The sequence below is a fragment of the Jezberella sp. genome, from assembly GCF_964834465.1.
In genome coordinates, this window is record NZ_CBAZRM010000001.1 from 92,842 (window position 1) to 109,047 (window position 16,206).

Genomic DNA, 16,206 nt, shown 5'->3' on the forward strand with positions numbered 1-16,206 from the left:
AAGCAACTGGCGCTCGGTGCGATCTGACAAATCGCCCCTAGCGCGCCCAGGATTTCGTCTGAAAAATCCCTTTGACATTAAACCCTGTCACGAGGGCGGTGCCGACCAGAATAATCAGCATGCCGACTAATGTTCTTAGCGTGACCACTTCGTGCAGAAACACAACCCCGAAGAGCAGACTAAAGACAGGAATCAAGAAACTGACTGTCAGCGCTGACGAGGCACCGACGTTCTCGATCAGCTTGAAATAAATTAAAAACGCTATGCCACTGCATACGACACCAATGGCAACGGTGGCCATCACGACCAATGGGGTGACTTCTCCTCGAACCGGCACAAAAAACAAGGTTGGTAGCAAAATAAGAGAGGCCATCCACAAGCTACCTAACGCATTGTGAAAGGGCTCTAACCCTTTGATGACCTTGGTGTAGGTTGTGGCAATACCGTAGGCGACAGAGGCGCCTACGGCCATGACAATGGAGGCAATATCAGCGCTACCCTCTGAGCCGTCTACCTTACCAAAAAGTACGGCCACCCCCACAACACCCAACAAGAGACCCAGCGCGCGTTTAGCCTCTAAACGTTCGGTTCTCATGGCTAGCCCGATGACAAAGGCAAAGAGGGGGGCTAACGCGTTGATAATGGACAATTGTGCGGTAGTCAGCTTGATCGCAGCCTGTCCGAACAAGTACCAAGGCAGCGCGCAATTGAACAAGCCCATGATGAAAAAACGCTTCCAGTGCTTGAGGATGGCATGCTTCTTTTTCAAAACAAACGCCAGCCCAAGCAAGAAACTTGCGGCGAAAAAAACGCGCCCTTCCATCAAAAATGCTGGGCCAAGTACTGGGGCCGCGATGCGCATTAATAAAAACGACCCGCCCCAAATAGCCGCTAACAAAAACAACCGAATTGCATCAGCAATCGACAAAATAAACCCCAACTTTAGTTGCATGTGCGATAATTTTGCGTACAGTAACCCAGATCGGGAGAGACCGTCGAAGGCAAATAATGTCTGACACGGCGCCGAAGGAGCAACCGCCCCGGAAACTCTCAGGCAAAAGGACCGACGGGTGCAGTGAACTCTGAAGAGTTGCCGGATCTCGTCAGCCGGCACACCGCAGGAGCAAACGATTGCTTCACTCAACCGTGAATGGCAGTCGTGAATCTCTCAGGTACCAAACAGAGGGGGCGTGCAGAAGCCATCATGGCATTCGCACCTACCCCCGTCGACGTTTGGAGCCTCACAAAATGAAATCAATCGCTGTTATCGGTGGTGGCATTACTGGTGTCACGACTGCCTATGCCCTTGCAAAGCGCGGCTATGCAGTCACCCTATTCGAGAAGCATCGCTACTCGGCCATGGAAACCTCATTCGCCAATGGTGGTCAGCTCTCGGCCTCAAATGCCGAGGTCTGGAACCACCACTCAACCATTGTCAAAGGTTTGAAATGGATGCTTAAAAGCGATGCACCTCTGCTCGTTAACCCAAAACCTAGCTGGCACAAGCTGTCATGGTTTGCTGAGTTTATTGGCAACATCCCCAATTACCGGCAGAACACCATCGAGACAACTCGATTGGCGATTGCGGCACGTCAACATTTATTTGCCTGGGCTGACGCGGAAGGTATCGATTTTGACTTAAAGAAGCAAGGCATCTTGCACATTTATCGCGACAAAAAGGGGTTTGACCACGCTGGTAAAGTCTCTGAGTTACTCGCTGAAGGCGGGCTGCCAAGACGTGCCGTCACCCCAGACGAAATGAAAGCGATTGAGCCTACGCTGGCCGGTAGCTACTACGGCGGATACTTTACTGAGAGTGATTCGACGGGTGACATTCACAAGTTCACGGTGGGCATGGCCGCCGCTGCCCAACGATTGGGCGTCACGATGCGCTATGGGCAGGATGTTGTCGCACTCACCAGCGATGGTCAACAGGCCAGCATCACGGTGACAGACCACGGTGTAACAAGTACGGCCCGATTTGACGGCATGGTTGTCTGTGCCGGTGTGGCCAGCCGTCAGTTCGCTGCGCAGCTCGGTGATCGCGTCAACATTTATCCCGTCAAAGGCTATTCGATCACGGTGAATCTGCTGGATGCCCAAAGTCAGGCGTCTGCGCCGACGGTCAGTTTGCTGGACGACGAGACCAAATTGGTGACCAGTCGTCTGGGGCTTGATCGTTTTCGCGTCGCCGGGACGGCAGAGTTCAATGGATACAACAAAGACATTCGTGCTGATCGAATTCGCCCCTTGATCGAATGGGTCGAAAAGTGCTTTCCTGGGGTCAACACGCGACAAGTTGTGCCGTGGGCAGGTCTGCGGCCCATGATGCCCAACCTGATGCCACGCATCGGGCGAGGCAAGCAAGCCAACGTGTTCTACAACACAGGTCACGGCCACCTCGGCTGGACATTATCGGCAGTCACCGCTGACATGGTGAGTGGGGTGATCGATCAGGCCTTCAAACCTGATTACGCAGGTCATCCCGCAGGGGCTGGGAAGCCTGTGACAGCTTAACTGACCATCGGTGAAAAACAGCCGCCACGCCTCTGTGCGTCGCGGCTTTTTTTGGCCCACACTGCGTTTGTACTGACGTTAAACTAAAGCATACTCATTTGCTAACAAGAACATGTCACTTCCCTCGCCTGCTCTGACTTCCTTGCCTGAGGATATTCCTCTGGCCGACGAACGACCTTTTGAAGCAATCCGGTTTACGAGCCCTTTTCCGGGTCCTCGCATTCTGATTACCGCGGCCGTGCATGGCAACGAAACGCACGGTACTTTTGCCATCAATCGTCTCAAAGATCAAATTGAAGCGGGTGATATCAAGCTGATGAGGGGCAGCCTGACAATGATCCCCGTGACGAATCCGAAAGCCTACCGCCTTCGCAGACGGATGGGCGATCGAAACTTGAATCGCCGGCTAGCACCAACCGCGTTACCCACACAGTATGAAGATCACATCGCCAACTGGCTCTGCCCGATTCTTGCCGAGCATGACGGTCTGCTGGATTTGCATTCGTTTCAGACGGGCGACATGCCTTTCGCATTATTTGGCCCAGAAAACAATCAAAAAGAACTAGAGCCCTTCGAACAAGCCGACCTTGAAGAAGCGTTGGTGCAACGTCTTGGATGCTCACGCTACGTCTACGGGTGGCTAGATACTTACGCGAAAGGCATTGCACGCCGCCAGCAAGAAGTCGCCGCAGGTCGCTTTGATGCGCAACAAGTCGATATCGACCCAAGCTATGGGGTGGGAACCACCGAATACATGCGATCGGCGGGTGGCTGGGCAATCACGCTTGAATGCGGACAGCACGATGACACCGCTGGTCGCGAAGTCGCCTACCAAGCCATGATCAACACGCTTATTTTTACTGGCTTAATCAAGGGCGAGACATTGACGCCCGCGTCAAACCCACAAGTGCTGGGTTTGTACGATGTGTTTGATCGTTTTCACCGTGACGATCAATTTGCCGCAGCCTGGAAAAGCTTTGACCCCATCCCTCAGGGCACCCTGATTGGTACACGGGCCGATGGCTCGACAATTTTCGCAAAGCAAGACTGTTATATTGTTTTTCCGAATGCCAAATCTCAACCAGGGCAAGAATGGTTCTATTTGGCACGCGCTGGTGGCCGGCTGGATTAAGTTAGGCGCCATTGATTGACGGTTTCGAATCAATACGACGTTCAAACAGATATACTCGTAAGTAGCGAGGCAAAACCGAGGTTTATTTCAATATCGCACGGCTTGGCGAATGGATATCATACGGTTATGGATACTAAACTTAGTGCGTCATCGGCTTCCTTGGCGTCCCGCTACGACATTCTCAGACAGACGGCTCTGTTAAAAGATTTAACAGATGAAGAAGTCAGGTTGTTGGCTGCTTGTTTATCTGAGTTAACAGTACCGCGCGGCGAACAACTGCTTGTACAGGGGGAACTCGCCAGCCACGTTTTCTGGCTAGTTTCGGGGTCAGTGCACGTCATCGTACACGGCGAAATCGTGGCGCAAGTAGATACAGTGCAGTGCTTTGGTGAGATGTCCTGTCTCATCCCCGGTAGCACCTGTTCGGCCACCGTTACCGCTGTTGATGAATGCAAAATTCTGCGCATTGACCAAGAGCCCTTTTTAAAAGTACTTTCAACCGTCCCAAAGCTTTGGCAGTCACTGTTCGTGCAGATGAGCAAACGCTTAAGCGCTTCGAACAAACGCTTGAGCGAAGTCTTAGCTCACGTACCCCAGGGCTTCATGAAGCTCGATAAATCTGCTCGCGTCACGCGAGAGTATTCTGAAAAATGCGTCAGATATTTTGGGGAAAAGGATTTATCAGGCAGATCGTTTACCGAATTACTGAAACTGACTAACCAAGAAGAAGACCAATCCTGGCATGAAGTCTATGACATGCTCTTTACGGACAGTCTGCTTCCTTTTGACGACCTCACCGCCCTCTTGACCACAGAGTGCCGATTTGAGAGTGACGGCGTCGCCCGTGATTTCAACTTCACGTACTACCCCTCAATGAACACTCAAGGGACGCTTGAAGCGGTTGACGTCGGCATTGAAGATGTGACCGAATTAAAGCGGCTTGAAATTGCCAATGCAGCACTTCAATACGAACAAGCTGTTCTAGGCCGTATTTATAGCGATCCCGAGTCTTTCTTAAGTATGCTCGAATTAATGTCGGTCGCCATCGCAGATTGCGATGACTTCTACGATTCAAGTCTGGCGAGCGAGGGCAAACGCCTGAGTCAACAAATTGAAGTCACGATGCGCTCGGTGCATAGCCTCAAAGGGATGGCTGGGCTATTTGGCTTAGAACCTGTTGCCCGCTGCTGTGATGAGATGGCGATTCAAATCCGAGAGCTCGAACAGCACTTGAGTAAATATGCCGCCGAAGATGTGCCAACGCTTTTGAAAGGTTTCACGGAAGATTTCGGCGTTGGTCTGGCAAAGCTCAAGCGCGAAGTCGAACAAGCCAACAACTTACAAAACAAAATTGGTGAGACCCTACTGAATCGATTAAAAGGGGTCGTTTTCTCTCAAAGCGACTTTGATAACTTGAGAAGTTTGATCAAATCTGGGCAAACGCAGCCAGCAATGGCAATCATCGATGCGGCACAGGCTCGAGATGCAAAACTGCTCTTCGCTAACTGGAATATCAAAACAGAGCTGCTGGCACGGACGCTTTCGAAAGCGGCGAAATTCGAATTGCAAGGTGGCGGTAGCCATCTCGAAAAAGAGCTATTTGGTGAATTGGCCAGTGTATTGGTTCATGTCATGAACAATGCCGTTGATCACGGTATTGAACTACCTGCTGACCGAGAAGATCAGGGCAAATTACGCCACGGTTTGATTACTGCCAATATCGCAACGATCGACAACAGGCTTGAAATCTCTGTCAGCGACGACGGTCGAGGGATTGACTTCAGCAGGTTGCCAGCAATCGCACGAAGCAAACCCCACGTTAACCAACAAGCCGTGAATGACTATGAGCAATCCGGTGAATTATGGCGGATCTTGTTGTTGCCGGGTTTCACCACGTCGTCAGTGGTTACACGTCATTCTGGTTACGGGGTGGGCCTCGACTCTCTGAATCAGTTGGTTTTGGCGAGGGCGGGATCCCTGCGCATTGAAAGCACCCTTGGTGAGGGGACGACTGTGCATATTAGCTTACCGCTCAGCAACCAGAGAGAGGCCGCGTATGTTTCCTGAAAGCACTCGCATCCTGGTCGTCGACGATATGCCGACAATGCGTCAGATTGTCAGCGCACAAGTGGCGAGCCTTGGTTTTAAAGATATCTCGACCGCGTCAAATGGCCTAGAGGCTCTCGAGCTACTCAATCAAGAATACGATAAGCATACCCCCATCGGCTTGGTATTATCGGACTGGAACATGCCTATTATGGCGGGCATTGATCTGTTGACCGCAGTCAGGCAATCTGAGAAGTTACGCAACCTGCCCTTTGTGATGGTCACCGCAGAGGGACAGCGTGATCAGGTCATGCAAGCGATCAAGGTTGGCGTCTCGAACTATATTGTTAAGCCTTTTCCGCCGGTGCAACTTGAGCTCAAACTCAACGCGGTTTGGGAAAAAATATCCGCGCGAAAAAGCGCGGCAACCGCGAGCCCGGCTTAGCGATATCAGAACGTGAGTATCTGACCAGCGACCAGAGGTTGTGGTTGGACTTTCTCCAAACGGCTTGCGTCTGTGAGCTCGGCCATGATTTGTTCACCCTGACCAGGTTTTAAGTGCGAAATCCAGATTTGAGTTTGCGCGGGCAAGGGTTTAATCGATTGAGCCAACGTCACAGGACAGTAGTGTCTGGATATTTCTGCCAAAAACTGATCGCCATCAGTAAACGATGTTTCAATCAACAAATGCTTGAGCCCGTCTATCGCTTGAATTTCATCCCAAAAAGCGGGGCATGGCCCACTGTCACCAGTAAAGGCGATGGTCGACCCACCGACGCTCATCGAGTAACCCACTGCATGGACGGTATGATGAGCGGGAAGTGCTCGAATCGTTCTGCCCCCCAGCGTCACCGCCTCACCGACTTGAAGTGTCGAGATCGTCAGAAACGGTTGTTCGACACTGGGGATCACCGAGAAATCTGGCCAAATCTTATTGTTGAAGATATGCTGCTTAATTGTCGAGATGGTCTCGGGCAATCCAAACAAATGAACGGGCTTGCTGCGGCCAGCACCCACAGAATCCAATAGCAGCGGCAGGCTGAGGATATGATCAAGATGACTATGCGTCAAAAATACCCAGTCGATTTTCGCCATGGCCTCAAGCGAAAGATCGCAGACGCCTGTGCCCGCATCAATCAATATGTCATCATCAAGCAGCAATGATGTCGTGCGGAGATTACCACCAATACCCCCGCTACAGCCCAGCACCTGTAGTTGTGATGACATCCGAATCAAAGGCCTTTAAAACGATGAAAAGTGTGACATTTTCGCTGATTTTAGCCGTGATGGGTACAAATTTGTCCTTTGCCCAGGCGACCCCAGAGGATTTTGCGGCTGCGGCCAGACTGGGTAAGCCGCTGGCCATCTGCAAAAAAAAGAGTGATGCGCAGGCATGCAACGCAAGCTGTCGATCGCTTGCCCCCATGTCGCTAAACATCAGCGTTGACCCATCAGACTCGCACCTTATCAAACATGTCTATCGCAGCGACACTCAGATTCAAGACATTGATCTGCGTCGGTGCACGGTGACGGACGTCGACAACTGGACATGCAGTAACTCAGCTGAAACGCCGAATTATGTTGAATCCATGACGAATGGCAAGTACTTTTACATGATGGAGATCGAGCAGGGCTCTTTTTACATGTGTACCAAGTAAGAAGAGCCTGACAAGGCGGGATTCAAACGAAGGTATTGCTACTATTTTTTGGGCAGTTTTTCCATTGCTAGCGGAATAAGTTCGCTGATTTGTTTGAATACTTTGTCATAAAAAGCAGCGTTTTGCCCATACGCATCGAGAATTTCGGTGGGGTTACCCGTGGCGAACTCAGCGAGCAAGTGCACTTTGCTGGCTGCCTCTGGGTAATCTGCCAGAATGCGCTCACGGTGACTAGGGCTCATCACAAAAATATACACTGAGCATCTACGTTACCTGTTGATGATTGGTTGGAATATAAAAGTAAAACGTCGAGCCGTGGTTCGCCTCAGAGTGCACGCCAATTTCACCGCCATGCAGTTGCACGAGATTTTTGGTGATGGCCAGCCCTAAGCCAGTCCCCTCGCCCTTAATTGTGTACTCATTGCCAACCTGCTTGAACTGTTCAAATATCTGTGCCTGATTTGCAGGTTCGATCCCAATGCCGAAGTCTTTAATTTCGAAATTAGTTCGGTCGGACTGCTGAGAATAAGATATCCAAACCTTCCCCCCAGGAAAGCTAAACTTCACTGCATTCGTCAATAGGTTAACAACAATTTGTTTAAATCTTCTTTCATCTGCAGTAATTTCTAGCGATGGTGAGTGCTCATTGAAAATAATTTCAATCCCTTGAGAATCCGCTCTTGCTTTAACCAGCGTCACGGCTTGATCCAAGATTTGCTGCACGTTGAACCGCGAGACATTCAGCTCAAGCTCTCCCGCTTCAATTTTTGACACATCGAGCACATCGTTGATCAGCAGTAAAAGATGTTTGCCGGACCGATGAATATCATCGACATATTCGTACTGCTTTTCTGTCAGTTCACCAAAATACTTACCCAGCAGAATTTCAGAAAACCCGATCACGGCATTCAACGGTGTACGAAGCTCGTGTGACATGTTGGCGAGAAAGTCGGATTTATGCTTGTTCGCCACTTCAAGCTGAAAGGACTTTTCAAGCAATTCTTTGGTTCGATTATTCACACTGCGTTCGAGTACTAAGCGCGATTCTCTCAATTTGTCAGACATCAAATTGAAATCGTGGGCGAGTTCTCGAAGTTCTTTAATCGGGCCAAAGTGCGCATCGCCCGAAAAATCATTATTCGCAATCTTATGGGCCTGAACTTGAATGGCCTGAATCGGTTGCGCCATCTTTTTAGAAAAATATAACCCCGCCAAAATCGAGCAAATAAAACCGATCCCTACCAATATTGCAGTTCGCACGATCGCTGGATTCAAGGCCGCATATATTTCACTATCAGGTTGTTCGACCAGCACCTTCCAACCCATGGGGGTAATGGTCGTGAATGTCGTCAGTGTGCCCTTTCCGTCTGCCCCACTCGCCATGATGCTACCCGTAACATCATCATTGGCTGCTAAGGCCATTGCCACGGGTTCCGTGCGAGACAGATTCGTCTGCTTAAGCACCGCACTCGTATCAGGACTTGCGATCAAATCACCCTGAGTGTCAACGACATAGGCATAGCCCGTCTGGCCCATTTTCAATTGACCGATGACTTCGTAGATAAACTTGAGGTTGACGTGCGCCACGACAAACGCGGGGTCTCTGCCTGAAGAGAGCAAAGACATCGTGATATACGGCTCTGTCTCTTTCAGAAAAAACACTGGGCTGTACCAAACCTTGCCTTTTTGCGTTTCAGTAAAAAAAGGTTCTTTGGAACGATCCAGTTTTCTGTCGAAACGGTCCAAAGACAAGCGAGACACTGAGACCTTTTCCGCACCAGTGAGGTCAACCAGTTGTATGTCAGTCAGCGCCGGGGCAACGCGAAGCACTTTTAAAAAGGCGAGCTTCTGTTGTTGCGTGTCCTCACCACTGGTCTGCGAAAGACTAGCGATCAGCAGGTACTTTTCGATTTGCGAGAAAAAATCCTGAACACGTCCAGAAGCAGCTTTGGCCTTTTCAACCTGAATTCTTTTCTGCGCATCTAAGTTCTCTTGATAAGAAAAAAACAAACCAAAACCACTATTAGCGCCGACGACACCACACACCAACAACACGATTGGCAAAAAGTAAGACCAAAAGAGGGCATTTTTTTTCAATGTGGTACGCGCTTCAAAAGTCCTATAGTATGGGGGCATCATACATAATTACTCACCAGCGGCGGTATAAATTATGCAACGTCGTGAATGGTTCAAGCTGCTCTCTGGCGGATTGCTGCTCAGTGGTGCCCACTGGGCACAGTCGGCGCCGTTTTCGACCAGAACCATCGGCTTTCTGATCCTAAGTGCGGGGTATGAAGAGCAATGGGATGCTTTGGTGAAACAGCTTGAGTTTTATGGTTGGAAGGAAGGCACTAATCTAAAAATAGTTTACAAACTCGTGCGCAACAACCTCGCCGCCGTTCCTCAGATGGCGAGAGAACTGGCGGCGGTCAACGTTGACCTCATTGCGGCACAAAGTACTGCCGGCGCCATGATGGCGAAAAACGCAGTCGATAAAATCCCCATTGTCGGGGTCGGCATGTTCGACCCAGTGAGCGCAGGTGTGGTCGACAGTTTGGCAAAGCCTGGCGGCCGCATCACCGGATCATCTTATTTGTCGGGTGACATCACGCTAAAAACGCTTGAAATTTTGCGCCTCATCCTGCCCAAAGCCAAGCAAATTTCTGTCATCATTTACGATCAGGCCGTGACTCGCCAGTACCTGGTTAGCCTGTTTGACAAAAACTCGCCACTCATGGGCATTAAAAACATCAACTATTTTCTGAACACCGTCGCAGACATTGACCGTGCGTTTGAACAAATGGCAGAAGCAAAGACCGATGCAGTCGTGATCACACAACATCCGTTTTTTGTCGAAAATCGCGCGCAATTGGCTGACCTCGGGTTTAGGCACAAGATCCCCACCTTTGCACAGTGGTCGAAATTTGTCGAGGCAGGCGTTTTGGCCAGCTACGGCAACGACATCACGGCCTCATATGTCGACACGGCAAGGATTATCGATAAGCTCTTGCGGGGGGCATCCCCAGCGGACGTGCCTATTGAGCAATCCGCGGTGTTCGAGCTGGCCATTAATCTGAGAACGGCAACTAAACTGGGCATTACTATCAACGACGAATTGCAGTTACGTGCAGACAAATTGATTCAATAAAACGGATAACCCATGCAGGCCACACGCGTTTTGGTCATTGATGACACTGTCGTCAATCTTAAATTATTAGCTGCATTGCTTGAAAGCAAAGGATATGAGGTTTCACTGGCCAGCAATGGGCTGGAAGGGATTGAAAAAATAAATGCCCAGCAGCCAGATATCGTGTTGCTGGATGTCATGATGCCGGAAATATCGGGCTACGAGGTTTGCCGTCGCTTGAGAGCACAACCAGAAACGAGTTTGCTGCCCATCATCATGGTGACCTCTCTCGATGAAAGCGAGCGCGTCAAAGGACTAGAGGTCGGCGCTGACGATTTTCTGACGAAACCGATCAATCAAGCTGAACTCTTTGCCAGACTTAAATCTTTGCTGCGCATCAAGCACTTGCAACAGCAAATCATCGAACAGAACCAAGCCCTCAATGAATTAAATGCATCGCTAGAAAGCAAGGTCGCCACCCAAGTAGAAGAGCTCAGCAAGCTAGCCAGCCTGCAACGCTTCTTGCCAGAACAAGTCGCTGACAAAATGATGAATGATGGCGATGAATCCATTTTCAAACCGCATCGCAAAGAAATATCTGTGGTGTTCATCGATATCCGCGGCTTCACTACCCTGGTGGACTCGTCAGAACCCGAAGAAGTGATGGAAATCTTAAGCGCCTATCACGCTGAAATGGGTCGCCTCATTATCAAACATAACGGAACGCTTGAACATTTTGCGGGCGATGGCATCATGATATTCTTTAATGACCCCATCAGTATTGAAAACCATAGTACGGTTGCCGTCGAGATGGCAATAGACATGCAACATGCGTTCTCAGCGTTGCAAACACAATGGAAAAAGATGGGCTTTCAGCTGGGGTTTGGCGTGGGTGTTGCAAGAGGCTATGCAACCCTCGGCATGATTGGCTATGACGGTCGGTTTGACTACGCCGCGATCGGTAGTGTGTGTAATATTTCAGCCAGGCTCTGTGATCAAGCCAAAGATGGCGAGATTCTGCTCGACTTGAAAACTCACGCCAGAATGTCTCAACAAGATAAAAGCGAGACGGTCGGTGAAATGACGCTAAAGGGTTTTGCCCGACCGTTCGAAATTTATAAAATTGATTGTCGAGTGCAAAGCTAGACCGCTTCAGCCAGCACAAACTTCATCCTGTCGGCCGCATTAGTGGCAGCAAAGGCGTTGGGTTTAACGACCGGCATCACGTTGCACATGCCTCGGATATAACCAATCGCCTCATTCACCACGCAAGAACTGCCGTGCGCCTCGTCAGGATTGATATCCAAATGCACAGACACCTCACGCCCTTTTAACGCCTCGTTGAGCTTTTGATAAAGCTCGGCAATTTTGTAGGCTTCGTTCATGAGGCGCATACGAGGTTTATCTTGTTTGGCATCCCAATCTCGCTCTCTCTGCACTTCTCCAAACAGTTTGCAACCATGATTGCCGTTGATGTGAACCACCACGGCTAGCGTGTAATCGGCGAACCATTCTTTGCCAATCGCAAACCGCTCTGAATCGCACCCGATATAAATCTTTGTCGCTGGCCCCTGGGCATCAATAAACGCCCTAACTTCATTGACATCAATTTTGCGCACGCTTGATCCCAGTTTGAAAGAACTGCAGAGAAAGATGATGCTTCTTGCTTATATTAAGCCATCGCGGGGCGTTGTGTCGTGTGTATTTGCCTAAGAACGTTTCGCTTCATTAAGGAACAAACCGGTAGCCAACCCCTGTCTCGGTCACGATATGCACCGGTTGTGCGGGATCTAGTTCGATTTTTTTTCTCAACACACCCATAAAAATCCGTACGTAATGTGCACTTTCTGTGTGGTTCGGGCCCCAGACCCCAAGCAAGATCTGGCGATGGGTAAGCACGGTATTGGCATGCGTAATCAAGTACGCAAGCAACCGATACTCAGTGGGTGTGAAGTGCAAAGTCTCACTGTTTCGCGTCACTAGTCGCTTGGTAAGATCAACGCTCAGGTTACCGAATTTGAATACCGTTTGACCCTGCTCAAACACCATCGATCGTCGGCGCAATTGCGCTCTTACCCTCGCTAACAATTCGCCAGGACTAAACGGCTTCGTGAGGTAGTCATCAGCCCCCAGATCTAGCGCTTCAATTTTGTCATCTTCCAGTGCGCGGGCCGAGATCACAATGATAGGGACATCCGACCAGGATCGGATCTGATGAATGATTTTCAAGCCGGAGCCATCGGGCAAGCCCAGATCAAGCAGCACAACATCGGGTTGCCGTGTACCAGATTCGATCAAACCTCGCGCAACAGACGCTGCTTCGAACACCGTAAAGTTCGCAGCCTCTAACGACATCTTGATCATTCGGCGAATGTTGGGCTCATCCTCGACAATCAGGGCGACCGGTAATGGTTGAGACACGTTACCCCTTTGCAATGAGACTAGGCTGGTGGCTCATTGTCGTCTAAATGAAGCTTGGGGGGCTGGCCGAGTGGCAGAACAAGGGTAAACCGCGCGCCTCCAGTATTCGATGTTTGGCCGGTAATTTTGCCGCCGTGCGCTTCAATAATGGCCCTGCAAATCGTTAACCCCAAACCGACCCCCGATATAGCACTTTCTTTCTGGCCACGCTCAAATTTTCTGAAAATTTCTTCTTCTTTGCCTAAAGGAAGCCCGGGGCCATTGTCTTGCACCCAAATTTCGGCGAAGCTCGAAGAGGCGAGGCCTCCACCGATTGAGATCAGACTATCTCTAGGGGTGTATTTGTAGGCGTTTTCAAGCAAGTTGATAAATACTCGCTCTAGCAGTACCGGATCCACCTTGAGCAGAGGAAAATCAGGCGACAAATTCACCTCGACCTTTCTACCCTCGCTCAGCGGTTGTGCTGACTTAATCGCGGTGCCAATGACCTCTTCAATCGGCAGCCATTGCTGGTTGAGCCTCACCGTGCCAGACTGCAGGCGAGCCATATCCAACAGATTACTGACTTGCGAGCTCATTTTCAACGCTTTTTCGCGCAAGAGCGCAGTGATCTCAAGCTGCTTTTCGGTGAGCGGGGCAGCCAGCATTTCAAGCGAATCGGCTAAACCCACTAACGCAGTCAGCGGCGTACGTAAATCATGTGAAATCGCCGAGAGCAACGAGTTTCTCAAGCGCTCGGATTCGATTTGAATAGATGATTGTTGAGCGACGGACACGTAGTGAATACGTTCTAAAGAGATTGCCAGCAGGCGTGCGAAAGTATCCAGCAGGCGGCGTTGCTCTGGTGACTTCAAGCGAGTCGTACTAGGCGAATCAATCACCAAAACGCCGCGCGTACGCATCGGGGCTCTTAAGGGAAGGTAACGTAGCCCAACCCCTGGCAGTGAGTCTGTCCCGTTGCCCGCTTCTTTATCGTGATCAAACGACCAGCGTGCGATGGAAAGATCGAGAGGCAAGTCATCAGTTTTGACCGTTTTAACGATCTCCAAGCGGTCGTTGTCGTCGGCCAGCAATAAAGCAGATTTTGCTTTGAACTCAACAGCGACAAAGTGCTGAGAGATTTCGGCAACCTGCTCTCGCACCAACGCCCCGGATAAATCGCGTGACATTTCGTACAGCGATTTGACTCGCTGCTCTCGACGGTTCGCGATTTTGGCCTGATACGTCAACCCTGTCGTCAGCTTGGCGGTAATGAGACCAACGACGAACATCACGATGAAGGTAAAAATATACTGAACGTCAGATACGGCAAACGAAAAGCGCGGTGGTACAAAAAAGTAATCAAAGACCAGCACATTGACCAGCGAGGCCATGATGGATGGCCCTAACCCATACTTCACAGACACCAGGACCACGGCGAGCAAAAAGAACATGGCAATATTTGGCAGCTCAATCGCCCCGCTCAGTGGTGCGGCAATTAAGCCCGTTAAGCCGCACACCAGCAAGCTCAGACCATAAGAAAGCCAAGGGGCACGTAACTGCTTCAACCATGAGTCATCAGTTTCCAAACCCTCTTCAGCAACGCGACTGACCACCCCTCGGGCAATCTTCAACACATCCAGATCAGAGGCTTTCGCTGACACGTCATCCAAAAAAGTTTTCTGCCAGAAACGCCAATGCCCTTTCGCACTCGATCCGACAATCAGGCGTGAAAGATTTTGCTCTCGGGCGTAATTGGCCACCGTTTCAGCGGCGTCATGCCCACCGATGGTGACTGCGCGCGCGCCCATTTCTTCTGCCATTGAGATGGCCTTTAAGACTCTTTCTCTGGCTTTAGCGGGCAAATTTTGCAAAGCAGGTGTTTCGACATACACCGCATGCCAAGGGACTTGAAGCTGTGAAGCAATTCTGGCAGCACTTCGAACGACTTTCTCAGCCTCTTCTCCCGGCCCGATACAAGCCAAAATCGACTCACGGGTCTGCCAGACAGTGGCAACCGCGTTTTCTTTTCGATACTTGATAACTTCGTGATCCAAACGATCGGCTGAACGACGCAGCGCCAACTCTCTTAAGGCAATGAGGTTGCCTTTCCGGAAAAAGTTCTTTGACGCACGCTCGGCCTGCTGGGGCAGATAGACCTTGCCATCCTTTAACCGCTGCAGCAATTCATCTGGCGGCAAATCGACCAGTACGACCTCGTCCGCAGCGTCAAAGACATGATCCGGCACAGTCTCCCATACCCGTACGCCAGTGATCCCCCCCACCACATCGTTCAGGGTCTCAAGGTGCTGTACATTGATGGTCGAATACACGTCAATGCCAGCCGAAAGTAATTCTTCGACATCTTGCCAACGCTTGGGATGCCTAGACCCTGGGACATTCGAGTGTGCCAGTTCGTCGATGAGAATCAGATCTGGCTTCTCGAGCAAGGCTTGATCGAGATCAAACTCTTTTAATTGCCGCCCTTTGTACTCGACCTCTTTCATAGGAAGAATGGCGAGCCCATCCAGCAAGGCCAACGTCTCTTTGCGACCGTGCGTCTCGACGATGCCAATCAGCACCTTTTTATGCTGACATTGCTGATGCACTGCCGACAGCATGGCGTAAGTCTTACCCACCCCTGCCGTTGCCCCGAAGAAGATCTTCAACCGTCCGCGATCAGCTTGGATTCTTTCGCGCTCAATTTGAGCAAGCAACTGGTCTGGGTCTGGTCGAGAGTCAAGCATGATGACTATTTGGTATCCAACGCGAGGTTGAGCCGTAAGACGTTAACACGCGGTTCACCAAAGAGGCCTAACTGTCTGCCTTGGGTATGTTCAGCGATCAACGCCACCACGTGATCGACGGTGAGGTTTCTTGCCTTGGCAACTCTGGCCGCTTGATAAGTTGCCGCTGCCGGACTGATGTCCGGATCAAGCCCACTGGCAGACGCCATCACCAAATCCGCTGGGATTGTCTGCTTATTATCTGGATCGGCACTTTTCAGCGCCTCAACGCGCGCCTTGACTGCATCAACCAGCGCGGGATTCAAAGGCCCCTGATTTGAGCCACCTGAGGCCAAACTATTGTTAGGTTGTGGTGCTGTTGCTGAAGGCCGTCCCCAAAAATATTTCGGATCGGTAAAGTTTTGACCAATGAGTTCAGAACCAACCACCTGATCACCCTGATAAAGAAGACTGCCGCCAGACTGGTGTGGAAAAACGGCTTTGGCAATCCCCGTGACGGCGAAGGGATAGACCACGCCAGTGATGGCCGTCAAGATAATAAATAGTCCCAAACAACTTCTCAGTATGGATTTCATTTTT

The 16,206-nt window shown here is 50.5% G+C and carries 15 protein-coding genes and 2 riboswitches; of the genes, 7 read left to right on the forward strand and 8 right to left on the reverse strand.

The window, feature by feature from the left end:
• Positions 1-37 precede the first annotated feature (37 nt).
• On the reverse strand, positions 38-952 hold the full coding sequence (locus AC1W8Y_RS00415; protein ID WP_482012480.1) for a DMT family transporter: 915 nt from the start codon (positions 950-952) through the stop codon (positions 38-40).
• A gap of 21 nt (positions 953-973) precedes the next feature.
• Positions 974-1,076: riboswitch (glycine riboswitch) on the forward strand.
• A riboswitch (glycine riboswitch) is annotated at positions 1,077-1,193 on the forward strand.
• Between the two features lie 55 nt (positions 1,194-1,248).
• Between AC1W8Y_RS00415 and AC1W8Y_RS00420 the strand changes: the two genes are divergently transcribed.
• The 4 genes from AC1W8Y_RS00420 to AC1W8Y_RS00435 all read left to right on the forward strand — a co-directional run bounded on the left by AC1W8Y_RS00420 (position 1,249) and on the right by AC1W8Y_RS00435 (position 6,140).
• The gene (locus AC1W8Y_RS00420) at positions 1,249-2,517 is read left to right on the forward strand and encodes a D-amino acid dehydrogenase (RefSeq protein WP_482012481.1); all 1,269 of its coding nucleotides are present in this window, start codon (positions 1,249-1,251) and stop codon (positions 2,515-2,517) included.
• A 112-nt stretch (positions 2,518-2,629) separates the two neighbouring features.
• Positions 2,630-3,649, forward strand: a complete 1,020-nt coding sequence (locus AC1W8Y_RS00425) for a M14 family metallopeptidase (RefSeq protein WP_482012482.1) — start codon at positions 2,630-2,632, stop codon at positions 3,647-3,649.
• Between the two features lie 126 nt (positions 3,650-3,775).
• The gene (locus tag AC1W8Y_RS00430; RefSeq protein ID WP_482012483.1) at positions 3,776-5,716 is read left to right on the forward strand and encodes an ATP-binding protein; all 1,941 of its coding nucleotides are present in this window, start codon (positions 3,776-3,778) and stop codon (positions 5,714-5,716) included.
• Positions 5,706-6,140, forward strand: coding sequence for a response regulator (locus AC1W8Y_RS00435; protein ID WP_482012484.1), 435 nt, complete (start codon positions 5,706-5,708; stop codon positions 6,138-6,140). Before AC1W8Y_RS00430 ends, AC1W8Y_RS00435 begins: the two co-directional genes overlap by 11 nt.
• 5 nt (positions 6,141-6,145) lie before the next feature.
• On the opposite strand, the gene AC1W8Y_RS00440 is transcribed toward AC1W8Y_RS00435, so the two are convergent.
• A complete protein-coding gene (locus tag AC1W8Y_RS00440) occupies positions 6,146-6,922 on the reverse strand; it encodes an MBL fold metallo-hydrolase (RefSeq protein ID WP_482012485.1) in 777 nt (258 codons plus the stop codon).
• Here AC1W8Y_RS00440 and AC1W8Y_RS00445 point away from each other — a divergent pair.
• Positions 6,916-7,353, forward strand: coding sequence for a hypothetical protein (locus AC1W8Y_RS00445; protein WP_482012486.1), 438 nt, complete (start codon positions 6,916-6,918; stop codon positions 7,351-7,353). The two genes, AC1W8Y_RS00440 and AC1W8Y_RS00445, sit on opposite strands and share 7 nt — an antisense overlap.
• Positions 7,354-7,394: 41 nt before the next feature.
• Here the strand turns inward: AC1W8Y_RS00445 and AC1W8Y_RS00450 are convergent, their stop codons facing one another.
• Positions 7,395-7,595, reverse strand: coding sequence for a low molecular weight phosphatase family protein (locus AC1W8Y_RS00450; protein ID WP_482012487.1), 201 nt, complete (start codon positions 7,593-7,595; stop codon positions 7,395-7,397).
• Positions 7,596-7,617: 22 nt separating this feature from the next.
• Entirely contained in the window at positions 7,618-9,450 is a 1,833-nt protein-coding gene (locus AC1W8Y_RS00455) for an ATP-binding protein (RefSeq protein WP_482012488.1), read from the reverse strand.
• Positions 9,451-9,523: 73 nt separating this feature from the next.
• On the opposite strand from AC1W8Y_RS00455, the gene AC1W8Y_RS00460 reads away from it, so the two are divergent.
• Together AC1W8Y_RS00460 and AC1W8Y_RS00465 are read left to right on the forward strand one after the other, a co-directional pair.
• Positions 9,524-10,501: an ABC transporter substrate-binding protein gene (locus tag AC1W8Y_RS00460; protein ID WP_482012489.1), complete on the forward strand. Its 978-nt coding sequence runs from the start codon at positions 9,524-9,526 to the stop codon at positions 10,499-10,501.
• Positions 10,502-10,513: 12 nt separating this feature from the next.
• Positions 10,514-11,626 (forward strand): response regulator, encoded by a 1,113-nt coding sequence (locus AC1W8Y_RS00465; RefSeq protein WP_482012490.1) that lies wholly within the window; start codon positions 10,514-10,516, stop codon positions 11,624-11,626.
• On the opposite strand, the gene AC1W8Y_RS00470 is transcribed toward AC1W8Y_RS00465, so the two are convergent.
• The 4 genes from AC1W8Y_RS00470 to kdpC all read right to left on the reverse strand — a co-directional run bounded on the left by AC1W8Y_RS00470 (position 11,623) and on the right by kdpC (position 16,202).
• Positions 11,623-12,099: a ribonuclease H-like YkuK family protein gene (locus AC1W8Y_RS00470; protein ID WP_482012491.1), complete on the reverse strand. Its 477-nt coding sequence runs from the start codon at positions 12,097-12,099 to the stop codon at positions 11,623-11,625. The genes AC1W8Y_RS00465 and AC1W8Y_RS00470 overlap by 4 nt on opposite strands.
• A gap of 109 nt (positions 12,100-12,208) precedes the next feature.
• The gene (locus tag AC1W8Y_RS00475; RefSeq protein WP_482012492.1) at positions 12,209-12,901 is read right to left on the reverse strand and encodes a response regulator; all 693 of its coding nucleotides are present in this window, start codon (positions 12,899-12,901) and stop codon (positions 12,209-12,211) included.
• Between the two features lie 20 nt (positions 12,902-12,921).
• A complete protein-coding gene (locus AC1W8Y_RS00480) occupies positions 12,922-15,627 on the reverse strand; it encodes a DUF4118 domain-containing protein (RefSeq protein ID WP_482012493.1) in 2,706 nt (901 codons plus the stop codon).
• 5 nt (positions 15,628-15,632) lie between these two features.
• On the reverse strand, positions 15,633-16,202 hold the full coding sequence (gene kdpC, locus AC1W8Y_RS00485) for a potassium-transporting ATPase subunit KdpC (RefSeq protein ID WP_482012494.1): 570 nt from the start codon (positions 16,200-16,202) through the stop codon (positions 15,633-15,635).
• Positions 16,203-16,206 lie beyond the last annotated feature (4 nt).

Excerpts from the sequence above, each read along its gene's own strand:
- AC1W8Y_RS00460 (WP_482012489.1), top strand. The coding sequence starts at position 9,524 with ATGCAACGTCGTGAATGGTTCAAGCTGCTCTCTGGCGGATTGCTGCTC.
- AC1W8Y_RS00420 (WP_482012481.1), top strand. The coding sequence starts at position 1,249 with ATGAAATCAATCGCTGTTATCGGTGGTGGCATTACTGGTGTCACGACT.
- AC1W8Y_RS00435 (WP_482012484.1), top strand. The coding sequence starts at position 5,706 with ATGTTTCCTGAAAGCACTCGCATCCTGGTCGTCGACGATATGCCGACA.
- AC1W8Y_RS00430 (WP_482012483.1), top strand. The coding sequence starts at position 3,776 with ATGGATACTAAACTTAGTGCGTCATCGGCTTCCTTGGCGTCCCGCTAC.
- kdpC (WP_482012494.1), bottom strand. The coding sequence starts at position 16,202 with ATGAAATCCATACTGAGAAGTTGTTTGGGACTATTTATTATCTTGACG.
- AC1W8Y_RS00465 (WP_482012490.1), top strand. The coding sequence starts at position 10,514 with ATGCAGGCCACACGCGTTTTGGTCATTGATGACACTGTCGTCAATCTT.
- AC1W8Y_RS00480 (WP_482012493.1), bottom strand. The coding sequence starts at position 15,627 with ATGCTTGACTCTCGACCAGACCCAGACCAGTTGCTTGCTCAAATTGAG.
- AC1W8Y_RS00450 (WP_482012487.1), bottom strand. The coding sequence starts at position 7,595 with ATGAGCCCTAGTCACCGTGAGCGCATTCTGGCAGATTACCCAGAGGCA.
- AC1W8Y_RS00425 (WP_482012482.1), top strand. The coding sequence starts at position 2,630 with ATGTCACTTCCCTCGCCTGCTCTGACTTCCTTGCCTGAGGATATTCCT.
- AC1W8Y_RS00440 (WP_482012485.1), bottom strand. The coding sequence starts at position 6,922 with ATGTCATCACAACTACAGGTGCTGGGCTGTAGCGGGGGTATTGGTGGT.
- AC1W8Y_RS00445 (WP_482012486.1), top strand. The coding sequence starts at position 6,916 with ATGACATCCGAATCAAAGGCCTTTAAAACGATGAAAAGTGTGACATTT.
- AC1W8Y_RS00415 (WP_482012480.1), bottom strand. The coding sequence starts at position 952 with ATGCAACTAAAGTTGGGGTTTATTTTGTCGATTGCTGATGCAATTCGG.